Origin of the sequence: Streptococcus sp. K0074 (assembly GCF_048843365.1) — a bacterium.
Classification (GTDB): domain Bacteria; phylum Bacillota; class Bacilli; order Lactobacillales; family Streptococcaceae; genus Streptococcus; species Streptococcus mitis_BM.
Genome location: NZ_CP184836.1, coordinates 1,514,660 through 1,530,653 on the forward strand (window position 1 = coordinate 1,514,660; position 15,994 = coordinate 1,530,653).

At 40.6% G+C, this 15,994-nt stretch carries 20 protein-coding genes; 5 read left to right on the forward strand and 15 right to left on the reverse strand.

Features of this window, described 5'->3' with window-relative positions:
- Nucleotides 1-23 precede the first annotated feature (23 nt).
- Genes ACN076_RS07420 through glmU form a run of 4 tightly spaced genes read right to left on the reverse strand, consistent with a single transcriptional unit; the run spans nt 24 to nt 2,990 of the window.
- Nucleotides 24-716, reverse strand: coding sequence for a 5'-methylthioadenosine/adenosylhomocysteine nucleosidase (locus tag ACN076_RS07420; RefSeq protein ID WP_060805687.1), 693 nt, complete (start codon nt 714-716; stop codon nt 24-26).
- A 16-nt stretch (nt 717-732) separates the two neighbouring features.
- Entirely contained in the window at nt 733-1,044 is a 312-nt protein-coding gene (gene macP, locus ACN076_RS07425; protein ID WP_420789744.1) for a cell wall synthase accessory phosphoprotein MacP, read from the reverse strand.
- Nucleotides 1,045-1,055: 11 nt separating this feature from the next.
- Nucleotides 1,056-1,601 (reverse strand): NUDIX hydrolase, encoded by a 546-nt coding sequence (locus tag ACN076_RS07430; protein ID WP_420789745.1) that lies wholly within the window; start codon nt 1,599-1,601, stop codon nt 1,056-1,058.
- Between the two features lie 9 nt (nt 1,602-1,610).
- Nucleotides 1,611-2,990: a bifunctional UDP-N-acetylglucosamine diphosphorylase/glucosamine-1-phosphate N-acetyltransferase GlmU gene (gene glmU, locus ACN076_RS07435; RefSeq protein WP_420789746.1), complete on the reverse strand. Its 1,380-nt coding sequence runs from the start codon at nt 2,988-2,990 to the stop codon at nt 1,611-1,613.
- Nucleotides 2,991-3,144: 154 nt separating this feature from the next.
- Here glmU and ACN076_RS07440 point away from each other — a divergent pair, with 154 nt between their 5' ends.
- The 5 genes from ACN076_RS07440 to lysS all read left to right on the forward strand — a co-directional run bounded on the left by ACN076_RS07440 (nt 3,145) and on the right by lysS (nt 7,609).
- Nucleotides 3,145-3,945 (forward strand): GH25 family lysozyme, encoded by an 801-nt coding sequence (locus ACN076_RS07440; protein ID WP_153193308.1) that lies wholly within the window; start codon nt 3,145-3,147, stop codon nt 3,943-3,945.
- Between the two features lie 94 nt (nt 3,946-4,039).
- A complete protein-coding gene (locus tag ACN076_RS07445; RefSeq protein ID WP_153193307.1) occupies nt 4,040-4,882 on the forward strand; it encodes a DUF368 domain-containing protein in 843 nt (280 codons plus the stop codon).
- Nucleotides 4,882-5,367: an aminoacyl-tRNA deacylase gene (locus tag ACN076_RS07450; protein WP_153193306.1), complete on the forward strand. Its 486-nt coding sequence runs from the start codon at nt 4,882-4,884 to the stop codon at nt 5,365-5,367. The genes ACN076_RS07445 and ACN076_RS07450 overlap by 1 nt, the downstream gene beginning before the upstream one ends.
- The gene (locus ACN076_RS07455; RefSeq protein WP_153193305.1) at nt 5,364-5,981 is read left to right on the forward strand and encodes a histidine phosphatase family protein; all 618 of its coding nucleotides are present in this window, start codon (nt 5,364-5,366) and stop codon (nt 5,979-5,981) included. Before ACN076_RS07450 ends, ACN076_RS07455 begins: the two co-directional genes overlap by 4 nt.
- A 137-nt stretch (nt 5,982-6,118) precedes the next feature.
- On the forward strand, nt 6,119-7,609 hold the full coding sequence (gene lysS, locus ACN076_RS07460) for a lysine--tRNA ligase (RefSeq protein ID WP_420789747.1): 1,491 nt from the start codon (nt 6,119-6,121) through the stop codon (nt 7,607-7,609).
- A 61-nt stretch (nt 7,610-7,670) separates the two neighbouring features.
- Here the strand turns inward: lysS and ACN076_RS07465 are convergent, their stop codons facing one another.
- The 11 genes from ACN076_RS07465 to rpoD all read right to left on the reverse strand — a co-directional run bounded on the left by ACN076_RS07465 (nt 7,671) and on the right by rpoD (nt 15,993).
- A complete protein-coding gene (locus tag ACN076_RS07465; RefSeq protein ID WP_420789748.1) occupies nt 7,671-8,510 on the reverse strand; it encodes an amino acid ABC transporter substrate-binding protein in 840 nt (279 codons plus the stop codon).
- Between the two features lie 9 nt (nt 8,511-8,519).
- Nucleotides 8,520-9,149 carry an amino acid ABC transporter ATP-binding protein gene (locus tag ACN076_RS07470; protein WP_420789749.1) on the reverse strand — a complete coding sequence of 210 codons (630 nt, stop codon included), beginning with the start codon at nt 9,147-9,149 and terminating at the stop codon, nt 8,520-8,522.
- Nucleotides 9,150-9,158: 9 nt separating this feature from the next.
- A complete protein-coding gene (locus ACN076_RS07475; protein WP_247935430.1) occupies nt 9,159-9,800 on the reverse strand; it encodes an amino acid ABC transporter permease in 642 nt (213 codons plus the stop codon).
- A 303-nt stretch (nt 9,801-10,103) separates the two neighbouring features.
- Nucleotides 10,104-10,259 carry a hypothetical protein gene (locus ACN076_RS07480; RefSeq protein ID WP_000502580.1) on the reverse strand — a complete coding sequence of 52 codons (156 nt, stop codon included), beginning with the start codon at nt 10,257-10,259 and terminating at the stop codon, nt 10,104-10,106.
- A gap of 9 nt (nt 10,260-10,268) precedes the next feature.
- Nucleotides 10,269-11,579, reverse strand: a complete 1,311-nt coding sequence (obgE, locus tag ACN076_RS07485) for a GTPase ObgE (protein ID WP_420789750.1) — start codon at nt 11,577-11,579, stop codon at nt 10,269-10,271.
- A gap of 63 nt (nt 11,580-11,642) precedes the next feature.
- Nucleotides 11,643-11,777: a DUF4044 domain-containing protein gene (locus ACN076_RS07490; RefSeq protein ID WP_000863859.1), complete on the reverse strand. Its 135-nt coding sequence runs from the start codon at nt 11,775-11,777 to the stop codon at nt 11,643-11,645.
- A gap of 58 nt (nt 11,778-11,835) precedes the next feature.
- Nucleotides 11,836-12,012, reverse strand: coding sequence for a PspC domain-containing protein (locus ACN076_RS07495; RefSeq protein WP_261090432.1), 177 nt, complete (start codon nt 12,010-12,012; stop codon nt 11,836-11,838).
- Between the two features lie 29 nt (nt 12,013-12,041).
- Complete coding sequence (locus ACN076_RS07500) at nt 12,042-13,367, reverse strand: glycosyltransferase family 4 protein (RefSeq protein WP_420789751.1); 1,326 nt, start codon at nt 13,365-13,367, stop codon at nt 12,042-12,044.
- A gap of 15 nt (nt 13,368-13,382) precedes the next feature.
- Complete coding sequence (cpoA, locus tag ACN076_RS07505; RefSeq protein ID WP_420789752.1) at nt 13,383-14,426, reverse strand: alpha-galactosylglucosyldiacylglycerol synthase; 1,044 nt, start codon at nt 14,424-14,426, stop codon at nt 13,383-13,385.
- Between the two features lie 113 nt (nt 14,427-14,539).
- Entirely contained in the window at nt 14,540-14,869 is a 330-nt protein-coding gene (locus ACN076_RS07510) for a metal-sulfur cluster assembly factor (RefSeq protein WP_000331929.1), read from the reverse strand.
- A 14-nt stretch (nt 14,870-14,883) separates the two neighbouring features.
- On the reverse strand, nt 14,884-15,993 hold the full coding sequence (gene rpoD, locus ACN076_RS07515) for an RNA polymerase sigma factor RpoD (RefSeq protein ID WP_004259586.1): 1,110 nt from the start codon (nt 15,991-15,993) through the stop codon (nt 14,884-14,886).
- Nucleotide 15,994 lies beyond the last annotated feature (1 nt).

The following is a 15,994-nucleotide window of genomic DNA, read 5'->3' on the forward strand; positions in this document are numbered from 1 at the left end:
TAGAAAAACTGTCAAATTTTCGCTTAATTTAAGGCCTTCAAAAAGGCTAATAAGACTTGGGCAGAGCGACGTCCAGCTTCGATAATAAACTCATCAAAAGAGATGTTTGCTTCATGGTTGGCATTATCACTCATAGCTCGGATGACTAAAACTGGAAGATTAAGGGCATGCGCCGCCTGAGCAATCGCTGCCCCCTCCATCTCAACTGCTAAAACTTCTGGAAAATGGGACTTAATCGCTTCTATCTTGTCATTTCCAGCAACAAAACTATCTCCTGTAGCAATCAAACCAAGATGCCAGTTCTGGTCCAATTGATATAGACTCTCTTGAATTTTAGCAACAAAGGTTTTATCTGATTCGAAATAAAGCGGTTGTTGCGCCATTTGTCCATAAGCGTAGCCAAAAGCTGTGACATCCACATCATGATAGGCTAATTTGTCAGCAATCACAATATCCCCAACAGCAATCCCCTCTGCTACTGCCCCAGCTGATCCCGTATTAATAAGAGCATCCACTTGGAAATGATCAGCCAAAATCGCCACACTCATAGCAGACATAACCTTACCAATTCCACTTTCTACAAGAACGACTTCATGAGAGGCAATGGTCCCTGTATGATAGGTATTCCCCAAAACAACTTGCTCCTGGGCATTGTCTAAATGCTGGACCAGATAAGCCAGTTCTTCTGGCATGGCCGCAATAATTCCTATTTTCATTTCAATTCCTTTTCTATTACAAAAGTTTCATTGCTAAGACAAGCAAAATCAAGAGAAAGATGACTGCAAATAAAATCATATTCAACTTAGAATTGAAGACATTTCTCTTGGTATTTTCAATGCGACGGCTTTTATGAATAGACGGTTCGACCTGAATCTTCAAGGTTTCTTGGCTAAAGCCATGATCCTTAGGATTGGTATAACCAAAACGGGAAGAAGAGGTTGGTAAAATCTTAGTCTCCTCATCATCTAGCAAAGGGGGACCTGAAATTTTTTCGCCTCTATTAGCTCTTTCAATCATTTCATCCGTTAATAAAGGTTTACCCATACTGACCTCCTCTATTTTTTGTGCAATTCCCAATACTGAACAGCCATAATTGTCTTGGCATCACAAATATGACCTGATTGGATCAATTCCTTAGCTTCTTCTAAGCTCACTTCAAGGACTTCTAAGGTTTCATCCTCATCCTGGGGACGAGGATTTTCCACCTTTGTCAAATCGCTTGCTAGGTAAAGTTTTAACTTTTCATTACAAAATCCAATGGCTGAATAAAAGTCATACAAGAGTTCTAATTTCCCTGTATAGGCTGTTTCTTCCTCTAATTCACGCAGAGCTGCTGCAACAGGGTCTGTATTTTCTCCTAATTCCAGTTTTCCAGCTGGAATTTCGTAAGAGACAGCCTCGATAGCTTTGCGGTACTGCTTGACCAAGATGAGTTTTTGCTCATCCGTTACTGCTAAAACACAGACAGCTCCATTGTGGAAAATCAAATCCCGTTGGGCAGTTCCCTTGCCTTCTGGTAATTCAACCTGATCTTGAACCAGTTTAAATATTGGTCCTTGATAGATTTCTTTTCGGCTAAGCGTTTTTTCTTCAAATTCCATGATAGACTCCTACTGATTCTTAGGATGATGAGGAAGGCGTGTTGCATATTCGTCTTTATTGACCTGACGACCACGACCAATAGCAATAGCATCCGCTGGCACGTCTTTAGTAATCGTTGAGCCAGCACCAACGAGGGAATTGTCACCTAACTCAACTGGCGCAATAATGGTTGAATTTGAACCAACAAAGACATTATTGCCGATAACTGTCTTGTATTTGTTTTTTCCGTCATAGTTGACTGTAATGGTTCCAGCACCAAAGTTAACATGGCTACCCACTTCACAGTTTCCGATATAAGTCAAATGACCAGCCTTGGTATTCTCACCGATAGAAGAACCTTTTACCTCAACAAAGTTACCAATATGAACTTGGGCATCCAGACTTGAACCTGGACGAATGTGGGCGTAAGGACCGACTGTTACACCGTCTGCAACACTACTTTCCTCAATCATAGAATTGGTAATGACAGCTCTTGCTCCGATAATGCTATCCACCACATAAGTTCCATTTGTCAAAACAGTCTCAACACCAATTTTCGTTTGCCCTTTCAAGGTAACGTTGGCTTCGATTTGAACTTCGGGAGCAATCTCAACATCAATATCGATATAAGTTGCTTCTGGGTTGACAAAGCTAACACCGTTGACCATGTGCTGATGATTGATACGACGACGCATAACTGACTCAGCTGTCGCAAGTGCCACACGGTCATTTACCCCAAGACTTTCATCAAAATCTTTCAAAGTATAAGCACCAACTTTTTCACCAGCTTCACGGAAAATGCCAATGACATCTGTAATATAGTATTCGCCTTGAGCGTTGTTGGTATTGATATTTTTCAAAGCCTCAAACAAACGCTCGTTGTCAAAAACGTAAGTTCCAGTGTTGATTTCCTTGATTTGCTTTTCAAAATCTGTAGCATCCTTCTGCTCAACAATGCGAAGAACCTCAGCATTGTCATTACGAACAATTCGTCCATAGCCGAAAGGATTATCTGTTTCAGCAGTCAAGATAGTCGCTACATTCTTATGATTGATGTGGAAATCAATCAAGTTTTTCAAGCTTTCACCTGTGATTAAAGGAGTATCTCCTGCAATGACCAAGGTGTGACCTGATAAACCTTCTAAAATAGGCTCTGTCATCATAACCGCATGACCAGTCCCTAACTGTTCAGATTGAGTCACAAATTCTGTCTGTCCAGCCAAGACCTGCTCAACCAATTCCGCCTTGTGTCCCACAACTGTTACTGTCTTTTCAGGTTGGATAGCTCCTACACTACGGAAAACATGTTCCAACATAGAAATACCCGCAACCTTGTGCAAAACTTTTGGCAAATCAGATTTCATGCGAGTCCCTTTACCCGCTGCTAAAATAATGGCATAATTTGACATAATCTTCTCTTTTCTCTAGAAATTCCCTTTTATTATACCATATTTCAAATCATTCTGCGCCCTTGAATGAGAAAATGCTCTAAAGTCCTTTCCTTAACCCATTTTTTGAGTATTTTTTTGATTTTTTTTGATTTTTAAGGTAAAATTATGAGATATGAGAAAGAAAATTAATCCGCTTATTTTGTTTGGTTTTTTTGGGATTATGATTTTCATTTTAATCCTGAATCGCCCTCGTTTTGAGGACCATCCTGTAAAAACAAAGTCAAATATCGCGCAAGTAGAAACCCAAGCGCTACACAATATAGATAAACCGGTAATTGATGTTTCTGGTTGGCAGCGTCCTGAGGAAATCAATTACGATACTCTGTCCCAAAACATTTCTGGAGCTATCGTTCGTGTCCATAGTGGCGCTCAGTCTTTAAAAGAAAACGATGCTTCCTATGTTAATGGTGTTGATAAGGCCTTTAAAACCCATATCACTGAGTTTCAAAAACGAAATGTCCCAGTTGGTGTCTATGCTTATTTAGCTGGAAAAAGTGTCCAAGAAATGGAAAAAGCCGCTGAAGTTTTTTATAACGCCTCTTCACCATACAGCCCTAGTTACTATTGGCTAGACGTGGAAGAAAAAACCATGTCCAATATGAACGAGGGTGTTGAAGCCTTTCGAGCAAAGCTAGAATCACTTGGTGCTAAAAACATCGGAATCTACGTTGGTGTCTACTTCATGGAAGAACACAGTATTGATACAGGCAAATTTACCTCTGTTTGGATTCCTTCCTATGGTTCAAATACCGGATTTTTCGAAAGCAAACCTAATACGGACTTAGATTATGATATTCACCAATACACATCTAAAGGAAAAATTGCTGGCTTTGACCACGATTTAGATATCAACGTAATCTCTTCTTTAAAAAATAAAGAAGAAACCTTTAGAAAACTCTTTTTAAAACCTTAAAAGCATTTGTTTATCATTTGCTTTTTCTTTTTGTGTTTGATTGTGATACAATATAGTAAGGATTTTTTGAAATAGAAATAGTTGGAGGAAAAATATGCTCTCATGGTTAGCACGTCTTATTAAAGGGATTGTGATTGCTCTTGGATTTATTCTACCGGGAATTTCCGGAGGGGTTCTAGCAGCAATCTTAGGAATTTATGAACGGATGATTGGCTTTCTGGCCCACCCCTTTAAAGACTTTAAAGAAAATGTTTTGTACTTTATTCCAGTTGCCATCGGTATGCTTCTGGGAATCGGATTATTTTCCTACCCGATTGAATACCTGCTTGAAAATTATCAGGTCTTTGTCTTATGGAGCTTTGCGGGGGCTATCATTGGTACTGTTCCTAGCCTTCTCAAAGAATCAACTCGAGAATCTAACCGAGACAAGATTGATTTAGCTTGGTTTTGGGCAACCTTTATCATTTCTGGACTAGGACTCTATGCCTTAAATTTTGTTGTTGGAACCTTAAGTGCCAGCTTTCTTAATTTCGTCCTAGCTGGTGCACTGCTGGCTCTTGGTGTATTGGTACCTGGCCTCAGCCCATCAAATCTACTTTTGATTTTGGGCCTCTATGCTCCTATGTTGACTGGTTTTAAAACCTTTGACCTCTTGGGAACTTTCTTCCCGATTGGAATCGGGGCAGGTGCAACTCTCATCATTTTTTCAAAATTGATGGATTATGCCTTAAACAACTACCACTCACGCGTCTATCATTTCATCATCGGAATCGTCTTATCAAGTACTCTTTTGATCTTGATTCCAAATGCAGGAAACGCTGAAAGTATCCAATACACTGGCCTTTCTCTTGTTGGGTATGTCATCATCGCCTTCTTCTTTGCACTGGGAATCTGGCTTGGTATTTGGATGAGCCAATTGGAGGATAAGTATAAATAATGGCAAAAAAAGTTAAAATCAAAAAAACATTGGTAGAACAAATTCTGTCTAAAGCAGGTATCCCACATCAGGGGATTCAAATCAATGCCCTGGAAGGAGAGCTTCCTCAAGGTTATGAACGAAATCAGATTTTCAAAACCTTGGCTCTTTTAGGAGACAAGACAGGACCGATTATCGGAATTGTGCCTATCACTCAACACTTGTCGGAAAAGAAACTAGCCAAAATTTCTGGCAATAAAAAAGTGAGCATGATTCCACAAAAGGACTTGGAAAAAACAACAGGTTATATTCATGGAGCCAATAATCCCGTCGGAATTCGTCAGAAACACAATTATCCCATTTTTATCGATAAGATCGCTCTAGACTTGGATCAAATGATTGTCTCTGCAGGCGAAGTTGGTCACAGTATTATCGTCGCTCCCCAAGACTTGGCTAGCTTTGTAAAAGCTGACTTTGCAGATATCTTGGAGGGCAACCAAGAATGAAACTCTACTTTGTCCGCCACGGTCGTACCCTCTGGAACCAAGAAGGTCGCTTTCAAGGTGCCAGTGGAGATTCTCCCCTTCTTCCTGAATCCATTGAAACCCTAAAACAACTTGGCCAATATCTCAAGGAAATTCCTTTTGATCAGATTTATTCAAGTGATTTACCTCGAGCGGTCAGATCTGCCGAGATTATCCAAAGTCAACTCAAGTCTCCCTGTCCTTTAGAAAGTGTCCCTAATCTCCGTGAATGGCAACTTGGGAAGTTAGAAGGTTTGAAAATTGCAACCTTGGAATCTATTTACCCGCAACAAATCAAAGCTTTCCGATCTAATCTTGCGCAATTTGACACTCAAATGTTTGGAGCTGAATCCCTCTTCAGCACAACACAACGGACCATTCAATTTATCAAATCACTCAAAGATAGTCCAGCTGAGCGTATTCTAATTGTCGGTCACGGTGCCAATCTTACTGCCAGTCTTCGTACTCTTCTAGGATATAAAGAGCCACTTCTTCGTAAAAATGGCGGTCTAGCAAATGCCAGCCTGACCATTCTAGAAACCCATGATTTTGAAACATTTACTCTCGATACTTGGAATGATACTTCCTATCAATAACAGAACTTGATTTTAGCGTCAAGTTCTTTTTAGTTTTGAAAGATTATCCGTGAATTTCTTGGCTATTTATGATAAAATGGGAGTATCGCAAAAAATGACTCATCGTATTCAATTTTGAGTAAAACTAGGAGGATCCCATGTCAACAGAACATATGGAAGAACTAAATGACCAGCAAATCGTTCGCCGTGAAAAAATGGCTGCGCTCCGTGAACAAGGAATCGATCCCTTTGGAAAACGCTTTGAACGTACTGCAAATTCACAAGAATTAAAAGATAAATTTGCTGACCTCGATAAAGAACAATTACACGATAAAAACGAAACAGCTACTATCGCAGGACGCTTGGTAACCAAACGTGGTAAAGGTAAAGTTGGATTTGCCCACCTTCAAGACCGCGAAGGTCAAATCCAGATCTACGTTCGTAAGGATGCTGTCGGTGAAGAAAACTACGAAATCTTCAAAAAAGCAGACCTTGGTGACTTCCTTGGTGTCGAAGGTGAAGTGATGCGTACAGATATGGGAGAACTCTCTATCAAGGCGACTCACATTACACACTTGTCTAAGGCACTTCGTCCACTTCCAGAGAAATTCCACGGTTTGACTGACGTTGAAACAATTTATCGTAAACGTTACCTTGACTTGATTTCTAACCGTGAAAGCTTTGAACGCTTTGTCACTCGTTCAAAAATCATTTCTGAAATCCGTCGTTACCTTGACCAAAAAGGCTTCCTTGAAGTAGAAACACCTGTGCTTCACAACGAGGCTGGTGGTGCTACTGCCCGTCCATTTATTACCCACCACAATGCCCAAAACATTGACATGGTGCTTCGTATCGCGACTGAGCTTCACTTGAAACGCCTTATCGTGGGTGGTATGGAACGTGTCTATGAAATCGGTCGTATCTTCCGTAACGAAGGAATGGATGCTACTCATAACCCTGAGTTCACTTCTATCGAAGTCTACCAAGCTTATGCAGACTTCCAAGACATCATGGACTTGACGGAAGGCATTATCCAACATGCTGCTAAATCAGTTAAAGGTGATGGTCCAGTCAACTATCAAGGTACTGAAATCAAGATTAACGAACCATTTAAACGTGTTCACATGGTTGATGCTATCAAGGAAATTACTGGTGTCGATTTCTGGCAAGACATGACTTTGGAAGAAGCTAAGGCAATCGCAGCTGAGAAGAAAGTTCCAGTTGAAAAACACTACACTGAAGTTGGCCACATCATCAATGCCTTCTTTGAAGAGTTTGTTGAAGAAACTTTGATCCAACCAACCTTTGTCTATGGACATCCAGTAGCTGTATCTCCACTGGCTAAGAAAAATCCTGAAGACGATCGCTTTACTGACCGCTTCGAGCTCTTCATCATGACTAAGGAGTACGGTAATGCCTTTACTGAGTTGAACGACCCAATCGATCAGCTTAGCCGTTTCGAAGCCCAAGCTAAAGCCAAAGAACTTGGTGATGATGAAGCGACAGGAATCGACTATGACTACATTGAAGCTCTTGAATACGGTATGCCGCCAACAGGTGGTTTAGGAATTGGTATCGACCGTCTCTGCATGCTCCTCACCGACACAACTACTATCCGTGATGTATTGCTCTTCCCAACAATGAAATAAGCTCTTATCCTCTGGTACTTGCCAGAGGATTTTTTGATGCAAAAAGAGACTGAGTAAAAACTCAATCTCTACTTTTCACTTCTTTTGTTGCTACATCTTCTCCAAACCATTTATAGCTAATCTCTTGGAACTTTCCTTCTTGGTATAGTTCAATAAAGGCTTGGTTTAAAGCTTGTAGTAATCTTTTGTCAGCTGGTCTAACTCCGACTGCAAAGGATTCACTTTCAAATCCTGCTGAAAAGACATTGTAGTCATTTAATATACCCTCAGACTGGAGATAGTAATTAGCATACACTCGGTCAATCAACAAGGCATCAATCCGGTCATTTTTCAAATCAATCAAGGCTTCATTGAAACTCTGGTATTGATTGGCCTTCTGGTCTTTTACACGATTTTTCAGTAAATCTGGCTGGGCTTCAAAGTCTAAATAACCAGAGGAACCGGCTTGGGCTCCCAAGGTCTTATCCTTCATATCCTCTACTGAATGGATCTGCTGGCTTTTTTTCGTCACCAGAACTTGCTGATTTTCCATATATGGAATGCTAAAGGCAACCTTCTCTCGGCGTTCATCAGTGGCAGAATAGCCATTCCAGATGGCATCTATGGTTCCATTTTGCAGTTCCGTCTCCTTCATATCCCAGTCGATTGGCTGAAATTGAACCTTAAAACCTAATTTTTCAGAGACAGCTTGTGCTAAATCAATATCAAAGCCCGTATATTGGCCATTCTTTTCTTCAAATCCCATGGGTACAAAAGTATTGTCAAAACCAATAGTTATACTCCCCTGCTCTTGATACTTATCCCAGTTATCCTGCTTTGGATCGCTAGCCTTCTGAGTACAAGCCGTTAAAAAGAGAGTCAGGAGAGAAACCAATACTAAAGCAATTTTCTTATTAGTCATTGGCACCTCCTACTTGGGCTCAACCTTGAGAATCTGATCTGCGATATTTTCAGCGAACTGTAAATCGTGGGTAACCACAATCTGCGTCATCCCAAGTTCCCTATTTTGTAAGATCAGTTTTTCCACTTCCAAGCGCAATTCTGGATCTAGGGCAGAAGTTGGTTCATCGTAGCCAATGATTTCTGGGTCAATCATCATAGCACGCGCCAAGGCCACCCGTTGCTTTTGCCCACCAGATAGTGAGAAAGGATAGGCATCTGCATGACCAGCCAGTCCCAACTGTTCCAAAAGCCCTCGCGCCTTCTGCTCAGCCTCATCCTGCTTCATTCCCATGGTTTTTACGGGCGATAAGGTCAAATTATCTAGAACTGATAAATGAGGGAACAGTTGAAAATCTTGGAAGACAAATCCCAGTAGATTCCTCTTCTCCAATTCATCCAGTTCTAAAGGTTCTCCATTATAAAAGATTTGCCCTGAATCAATAGTTTCAAGACCTGCAAGCATGCGCAAGAGGGTTGTCTTACCTCCACCAGAAGGTCCTACAATAGCCAGGATTTGTTTTTCAGGAATGCTTAGACTGAAATTGGACAAAATTTGCTTTTCACCAAAATCCTTATTGATATTTCGTAATTCTAACATGGCAGCCTCCTATCTATAGTAACTGTACTTCTTCTCAACTTTTTTGGAAATAATTGTCACAATCCCAATCAAAATCAAGTAAATGGCTCCTGCCAAGAACATAGGAACCAGACTGGCGTCACGGTTGGCAGCTGTTCGACTCGCCAAGATAAGGTCTGAAATGCCTAGAGCATAAACCAGAGAGGTATCCTTGACCAAACTCATGACTTCATTAAAGACACTAGGAAGAACAATCTTGGTCACCTGAGGCAAAATAATATAGCGCACTGTGGCAAAAGGACTAAACTTCAAGACCTTAGCAGCCTCATATTGACCTTTAGGAATGGTATCAATCCCCCCACGGAAGATTTCAGCAAAGTAAGCCGCATAATTTAAAACAAAGGCAATAATGGCCGCTGGAAGACGGTCCAAACGAATCCCAATACTTGGGAGCACATAATAGATAAAGATCAATTGCAAGAGCAAGGGTGTGCCCCGCATGATCCAGATATAAATGTTAATCAGATGATGGAGGAGCTTCCAATGGACTTGCAAGGCAAAGGCAATCAAAACGCCCAAGGGAATAGAAAAAATCAAGACAAGTGCAAAAACCTGTAAAGTCATGCTTGCACCGCTCAATAAACTCGGTAATATCTCAAACAAATAAGACATACTGACACCTCCTAAAAATAATTGCTCCTATTATAGCATAAATAAACTAAATAACCAACTATTTTTGTAAAAAAATTCTTTTTCAATAGAAAAAATCAGTGTCTTGAAGGTAGAATAGGACAACACGACTTATAAAGCCTTGTTAGTCATTTGATTTGAATTTCCTAGTCTATTTGTTTATATTCCATTTCAATATATTATAATTTATAAGTGAAAAGAAAGGACAAATTTTGCCCTTTCTAGATCTTAGCTTCTATTTGTTACAGTTAACTTGACTGATAATTGGAGTTTTATCTTACGTATTTAAGATGGATTGTCTTTTTTAGTTCGTGCCAACCTCAAGGCACGATTTGGATTGAGACGATTAAATAGTTCTTCCAATTTCTTTTCATTCCAAACGTCTGCGGCGGAAACAAAATTACCATCCGCATCTCGGAAAGATATCGGTTTATCTCCCATATCAGTCTCCTAGTCTACAAATTCAAACTCAAATTTACCAATTCGGACCAAGTCACCATCTTTAGCACCACGCGCACGAAGGGCTTCATCAACCCCCATACCACGAAGCTGGCGAGCAAATTTCATGACTGATTCGTCACGATCAAAGTTGGTCATATTAAAGAGTTTCATCAGTTTTTCACCAGAAAGTAGCCACGTTGCATCATCATCACGACTAATTTCAAAGGCTTTTTCTTCCTCGTCAAAGCCGTAGTATGCTTCTTCTTCCATATCTGACTCGTCATAGAGCAAGAATTCTGGTGTCTTGTCTAACAATTCAGCTGTAGCATCCAATAGCGTTGCCAGACCTTGCTTAGTCAAACCAGAAATTGGGAAGATAGCTGGTAACTCTTCAAATTCATCGTAGTTTTCAGCAAATTTTTTCTTAAATTCTTTAAGATTTTCTTGACTCTCAGGCATGTCCATTTTGTTGGCTACGATAATCTGTGGACGCTCCATAAGACGGAGGTTATAAGACTCTAACTCCTTATTGATAGCTAAGTAGTCCTCATAAGGATCACGGCCTTCGCTAGCTGACATATCAATGATGTGAAGGATGACACGGGTACGCTCAATGTGACGGAGGAACTGAGTTCCCAAACCAACACCTTGACTAGCCCCTTCAATCAAACCTGGTAAATCAGCTACTGCAAAGGATTCACCCGATTGGGTACGAACCATACCAAGATTTGGCACAATGGTCGTAAAGTGGTAGGCACCAATTTTAGGTTTAGCAGATGTGATAACACTTAAAAGTGTTGATTTCCCTACAGATGGGAAACCTACTAAACCGACATCTGCCAAGATTTTTAGTTCCAATTGTAACTCACGTTCCTGACCTGGTTCCCCATTTTCAGAGATTTCAGGTGCAGGATTTTTTGGTGTTGCGAAACGAATATTTCCACGTCCACCACGTCCACCGTGGGCAACGATAAATTCTTGACCATGTTCAATCAAATCTGTCAAAACCTTGCCAGTCTCTGCATCACGAACAGTCGTACCTTGTGGTACTCGAACTCTAAGGTCCTCAGCACCACGACCATGCATCCCTTTGGTCATTCCTTTCTCACCAGAATCAGCCTTGAAATGGCGATTATAGCGGAAATCCATGAGGGTACGTAGACCTTCATCTACAACGAAGACGACATTGCCTCCACGACCACCATCACCGCCCCAAGGACCGCCATTAGGGACATATTTTTCACGGCGAAAGGCAACCATGCCATCACCACCATTACCAGCCTTGACCTTGATCTTAGCTGTATCTAAAAACATACTCATTTTTTCTTCTCACTTTAAAAAAGGGCTGGGAAATCCCAGTCACTAAATTTTCTTGAATCTATTTTATAGATTACTGAGGGCACCAATTGCAGTTGCAAAAATTCCCAATAAACTTGCTACTAGCATGATAATCACGATAAACAAGGTTATTTTCTCAAACATAGTTTTTTTACGATTTCCATTATCTCCAAATGCCATTTTTCTCTCCTTCGTTGCATTCTATTTTCTATTATCTTAGCATGAATTGAGCTAGTTTTCAATAGTCAGTTGCTACAGGCGCAATAATCCATAAAATGATATAAGCTACAATTCCCGCTCCGTAACAGAAAGCAAGGACACCCCATATTACGCGAACGATAGTTGGATCCATATCTAGATAATAGGCCACTCCGGCACAAACACCTGCAATCTTTTTATCATGACCACTTCTCATTAATTGTTTTTTCATAGCTTGTCCTCTTTCTATTCTTCATGGTCTTTCCAATAATCTCTTATGCTGATTAACTGTGTTTTTGAAGCCTTCAGCATGCGTCTAGAGCCTTTTACCGGTACAGCGACCACCTTTTGCGGAAGATACAAAACTGTCTTAAAAATACGCTGACTGACCGTATCATCTTTTGCTAAATCTTTCTGGAAATTATTTGAAATAATAGCATCAAGATAAAACTCATGCACCCGTTTTCCAAAATTCTCAGCTGAAATCTCGTACAACTTCTCTGATAAAGTATGCTCATTCATATCTGGCGTTGCAATCAGGGCTTCCAAAATAGCACCAGCCAAATCATGTTCTCCATAGTACAAGGTTCCAAACATCTTATCATTGATCAGATTGTCCAGATAAGGATTTCCATGAGCAATGACAGGCGTTCCACTGGCTAAGCTTTCCAAATATGTCAAACCTTGGGTTTCACTTGTCGATGCTGAAATAAAGAAATCTGCTGCCTTATAGTAAAGAGCGGTCTCACTAGGAGCAATCATCCCTGTAAAGACAACAGAATCTTGAATCTCTAGTTTCTGAGCTTGCTCTTTGAGATCATTCAGATAAGGCCCATCCCCAGCAACTACCAGTTTAACCTTGTCTTCCTCTTTCAAAACTTCTGCAAAGGCTGCTAGTACTGCTTGAATATTTTTTTCATAGGAAATTCTGGAAAGGCTAAGCAACATCTTTTCATCATCTTGAATCCCTAGTTTACTACGTAGTTCTTTTAGATTTTCTTGCTTGATTTCTGGACGCTCAAACTTGGCTAATTCAATCCCTGTTGGAATGACTCGTTTTTCAACCTTAACCTTATAGTCAGATAGCAAGTCATGGACAATCTCACTAGGGCAAATAACCCCATCTACATCGTGCAGAAAACCTCTAACCAGATACTTAACCATACTCGGACGAATCAGCAAACCCTTGGCAATATAATGCACATAGTCTTCGTACTGGGTGTGATAGGTATGAATAACGGGAATCTTCAATTCACGGGCAATCCAAATCCCCAACAGGCCAAGAGAAAATTCTGTCTGAGTATGGATGATATCCAGCTGATACTGTTTAGCAATTTCAAGCGCCTTACTGAATCCTCGATAGGCAAAGCGGCGATCCTTAAAAGCAAAGAAGGGAACACTTGGAATGCGGATAATTTGCCAATCTTCATAACGATTGACATCCTTATCTGTCGTCGTAAAGATAAAAACAGCGTGCCCCTGCTTTTCAAGCTCTGTTTTCAAGGTTCGAATACTGGTCGCAACACCTGAAACCTGAGGAAAATAGGTATCTGTAAATAAACCAATTCGCATAGATTACCTCACTTTTTACTTTCTCACTAAAGTGGCTTGTTTCTCATAAAAGTCCAACCAGATTTGTAACAGATGCTCTTCAGAATACTCTCTGGAAATATTCTTAGCTTTTTCTTTGAGGTCTTTTAAGGAAGCAGGATTTGCTTGATATTCTAAAATAGCCTCTTTCATCTCTTCTCTATCTGCTGTCGCCCGATAATTTCCCTCCAAAATCACCTTATAAAGATCCAAATCACGTAACATAATAGGAGCTTCACAACTAGCAGCCTCTAAAATAGTCATCGGAAAGAGTTCATTGTAACTAGGCAACAAGAAAAGGTCCGCTAGGGCATACAATTCGCGCATCCGCTCTGGTGACACGATACCTGGAAAAATCAAATTCTTAGGAGGATTTTCCATTATTTTCTTGTAGCGCTCATAACCATCTGTCATGCCACCAAAAGAGAAACCCCCAGCCCAGATAAAGGTAATCTGAGGCAATTCCTCAGCCAGACGGATAAAATCATCAATCCCTTTGCGTTTCTGAACTTGACCAGCACCAACTACGATAAACTGATTATCACTAATACCTAGCTCTGTTCTCAGTCTCGCTACCTCTTCTTGTGGAAGTGGATGCCATTTTTCCTTATTGACAAAATTAGGAATATAGGTCACTTTTTCACGTGGAATACCAGCTGCCACCAAATCCTCAATAAACATAGGATTGACCACAACTAAGTGTTCCATCCGGTTGTAAAAAGAAAATACATAACGTTTCACAATTCCCTTTAAGAAAAATGGAATTTTCAAACTTCCCTCAAGTGTATCAGGCAAGAAATGCACATAGCCAATCTTTCTCCCTGAGCGTTTCTTTTGGAAGGTTGATAAATAATAGGGGAAATCAATTGTATGAAAGTGAGTCACATCTGCCTCTATTGGAAGATTTTCTGTAACAATCAATTGGTCCTTGGCATCACGGTGAAGAAGACTAACTAATTCACGGTAAGCACCTGAAACTCCTTGTCCTGCTACTTTCTCACTTGAACTCAACATATTGATGCGTAATTTCTTTTTTTCCATAACTACTATTATATCATTTTCTTTGAATAAAATCAGCAAAAGAAAGGAGAGACTAGAGGAAAAGAGGGGAAATTTCCTCGCTCTTCCAATGGTCTCTCACATATTTTATATGATTACTTAATGCCTAGGGCAATGCGTGCATAGCGACTCATTTTTTCAACAGTCCAGGCTGGATACCAAACCAATTTAACTTCAGTATCCGTTACTTCTGGCACTTCTGTCATGGCATCATAAATCTGATCTGTCAAAAGATCTGCTAGGGGACACCCCATGGTTGTCAAAGTCATATCAATCTCTGTTTGCCCTGTGTCGCCGTCAAAACGAATCTCATAAATCAAACCAAGGTTGACAATATCGATTCCCAACTCAGGATCGATGACTTCTTCCAAGGCTGTTAAAATTCGTGTTTTGATGTTTTCAATTTGCTCTTCTGTATAAGCCATATTCATCCTCACTCTTAGTCTTCAATAAAATCACGAAGCGGTTTGCTGCGACTTGGTTGACGTAGTTTTCTCAAAGCTTTAGCTTCAATCTGACGGATACGTTCGCGAGTCACATTAAAGACTTTACCCACATCTTCAAGGGTACGCATTTTTCCATCATCTAATCCAAAACGTAGACGCAAAACATTTTCTTCACGGTCTGTAAGAGTATCCAAGACCTCATCCAACTGCTCACGCAAGACAATACGAGTTGTATAGTCTACTGGATTTTCAATCACTTCATCTTCAATAAAGTCCCCAAGGTGGCTATCATCCTCTTCACCGATAGGTGTTTCAAGGGATACCGGTTCTTGGGCAATCTTCAAGATTTCACGAACCTTGTCAGGGGTCATATCCATACGTTCAGCGATTTGCTCTGGCGTTGGATCTTGTCCCAATTCTTGAAGGAGGTTACGCTGCTCACGAACCAATTTATTGATGGTTTCAACCATATGAACTGGGATACGGATGGTACGAGCTTGATCCGCAATGGCACGAGTGATAGCCTGACGAATCCACCAGGTTGCATAAGTTGAGAACTTGAATCCTTTAGAATAGTCAAACTTGTCAACCGCCTTCATCAAGCCCATATTTCCTTCTTGAATCAAATCAAGGAACTGCATACCACGGCCGACATAGCGTTTAGCAATAGAAACAACCAAACGAAGGTTAGCTTCTGCCAGACGTTGTTTGGCTTCGATATCACCAGCTTCAACAGCCAGTGCCAATTCTTTTTCCTCTTCATTGGTCAAGAGAGGTACGACACCAATTTCTTTCAAGTACATACGAACAGGGTCATTAACCTTAGCCGAAGTTGACCCAATCAAGTCCTCATCGCTGAGTTCTGGTTCTTCTTCTGCACTAAGAACACGCGCACTTGGATTTCCTTCGTTATCTGTGATAGAAATTCCTGCATCCTGAATCCGTTGCAAGAGATCTTCAATCCCATCAGCGTCCAAGGTAAAAGGAATAACCAGACTGGCATTGATTTCATCGTCTGTTGCTGTCCCTTTTTGCTTATGATTACGGATAAATTCTGCTACTTGTACGTCAAATGTTGTTACTTCTTTTTGTTTTGTTGCCATT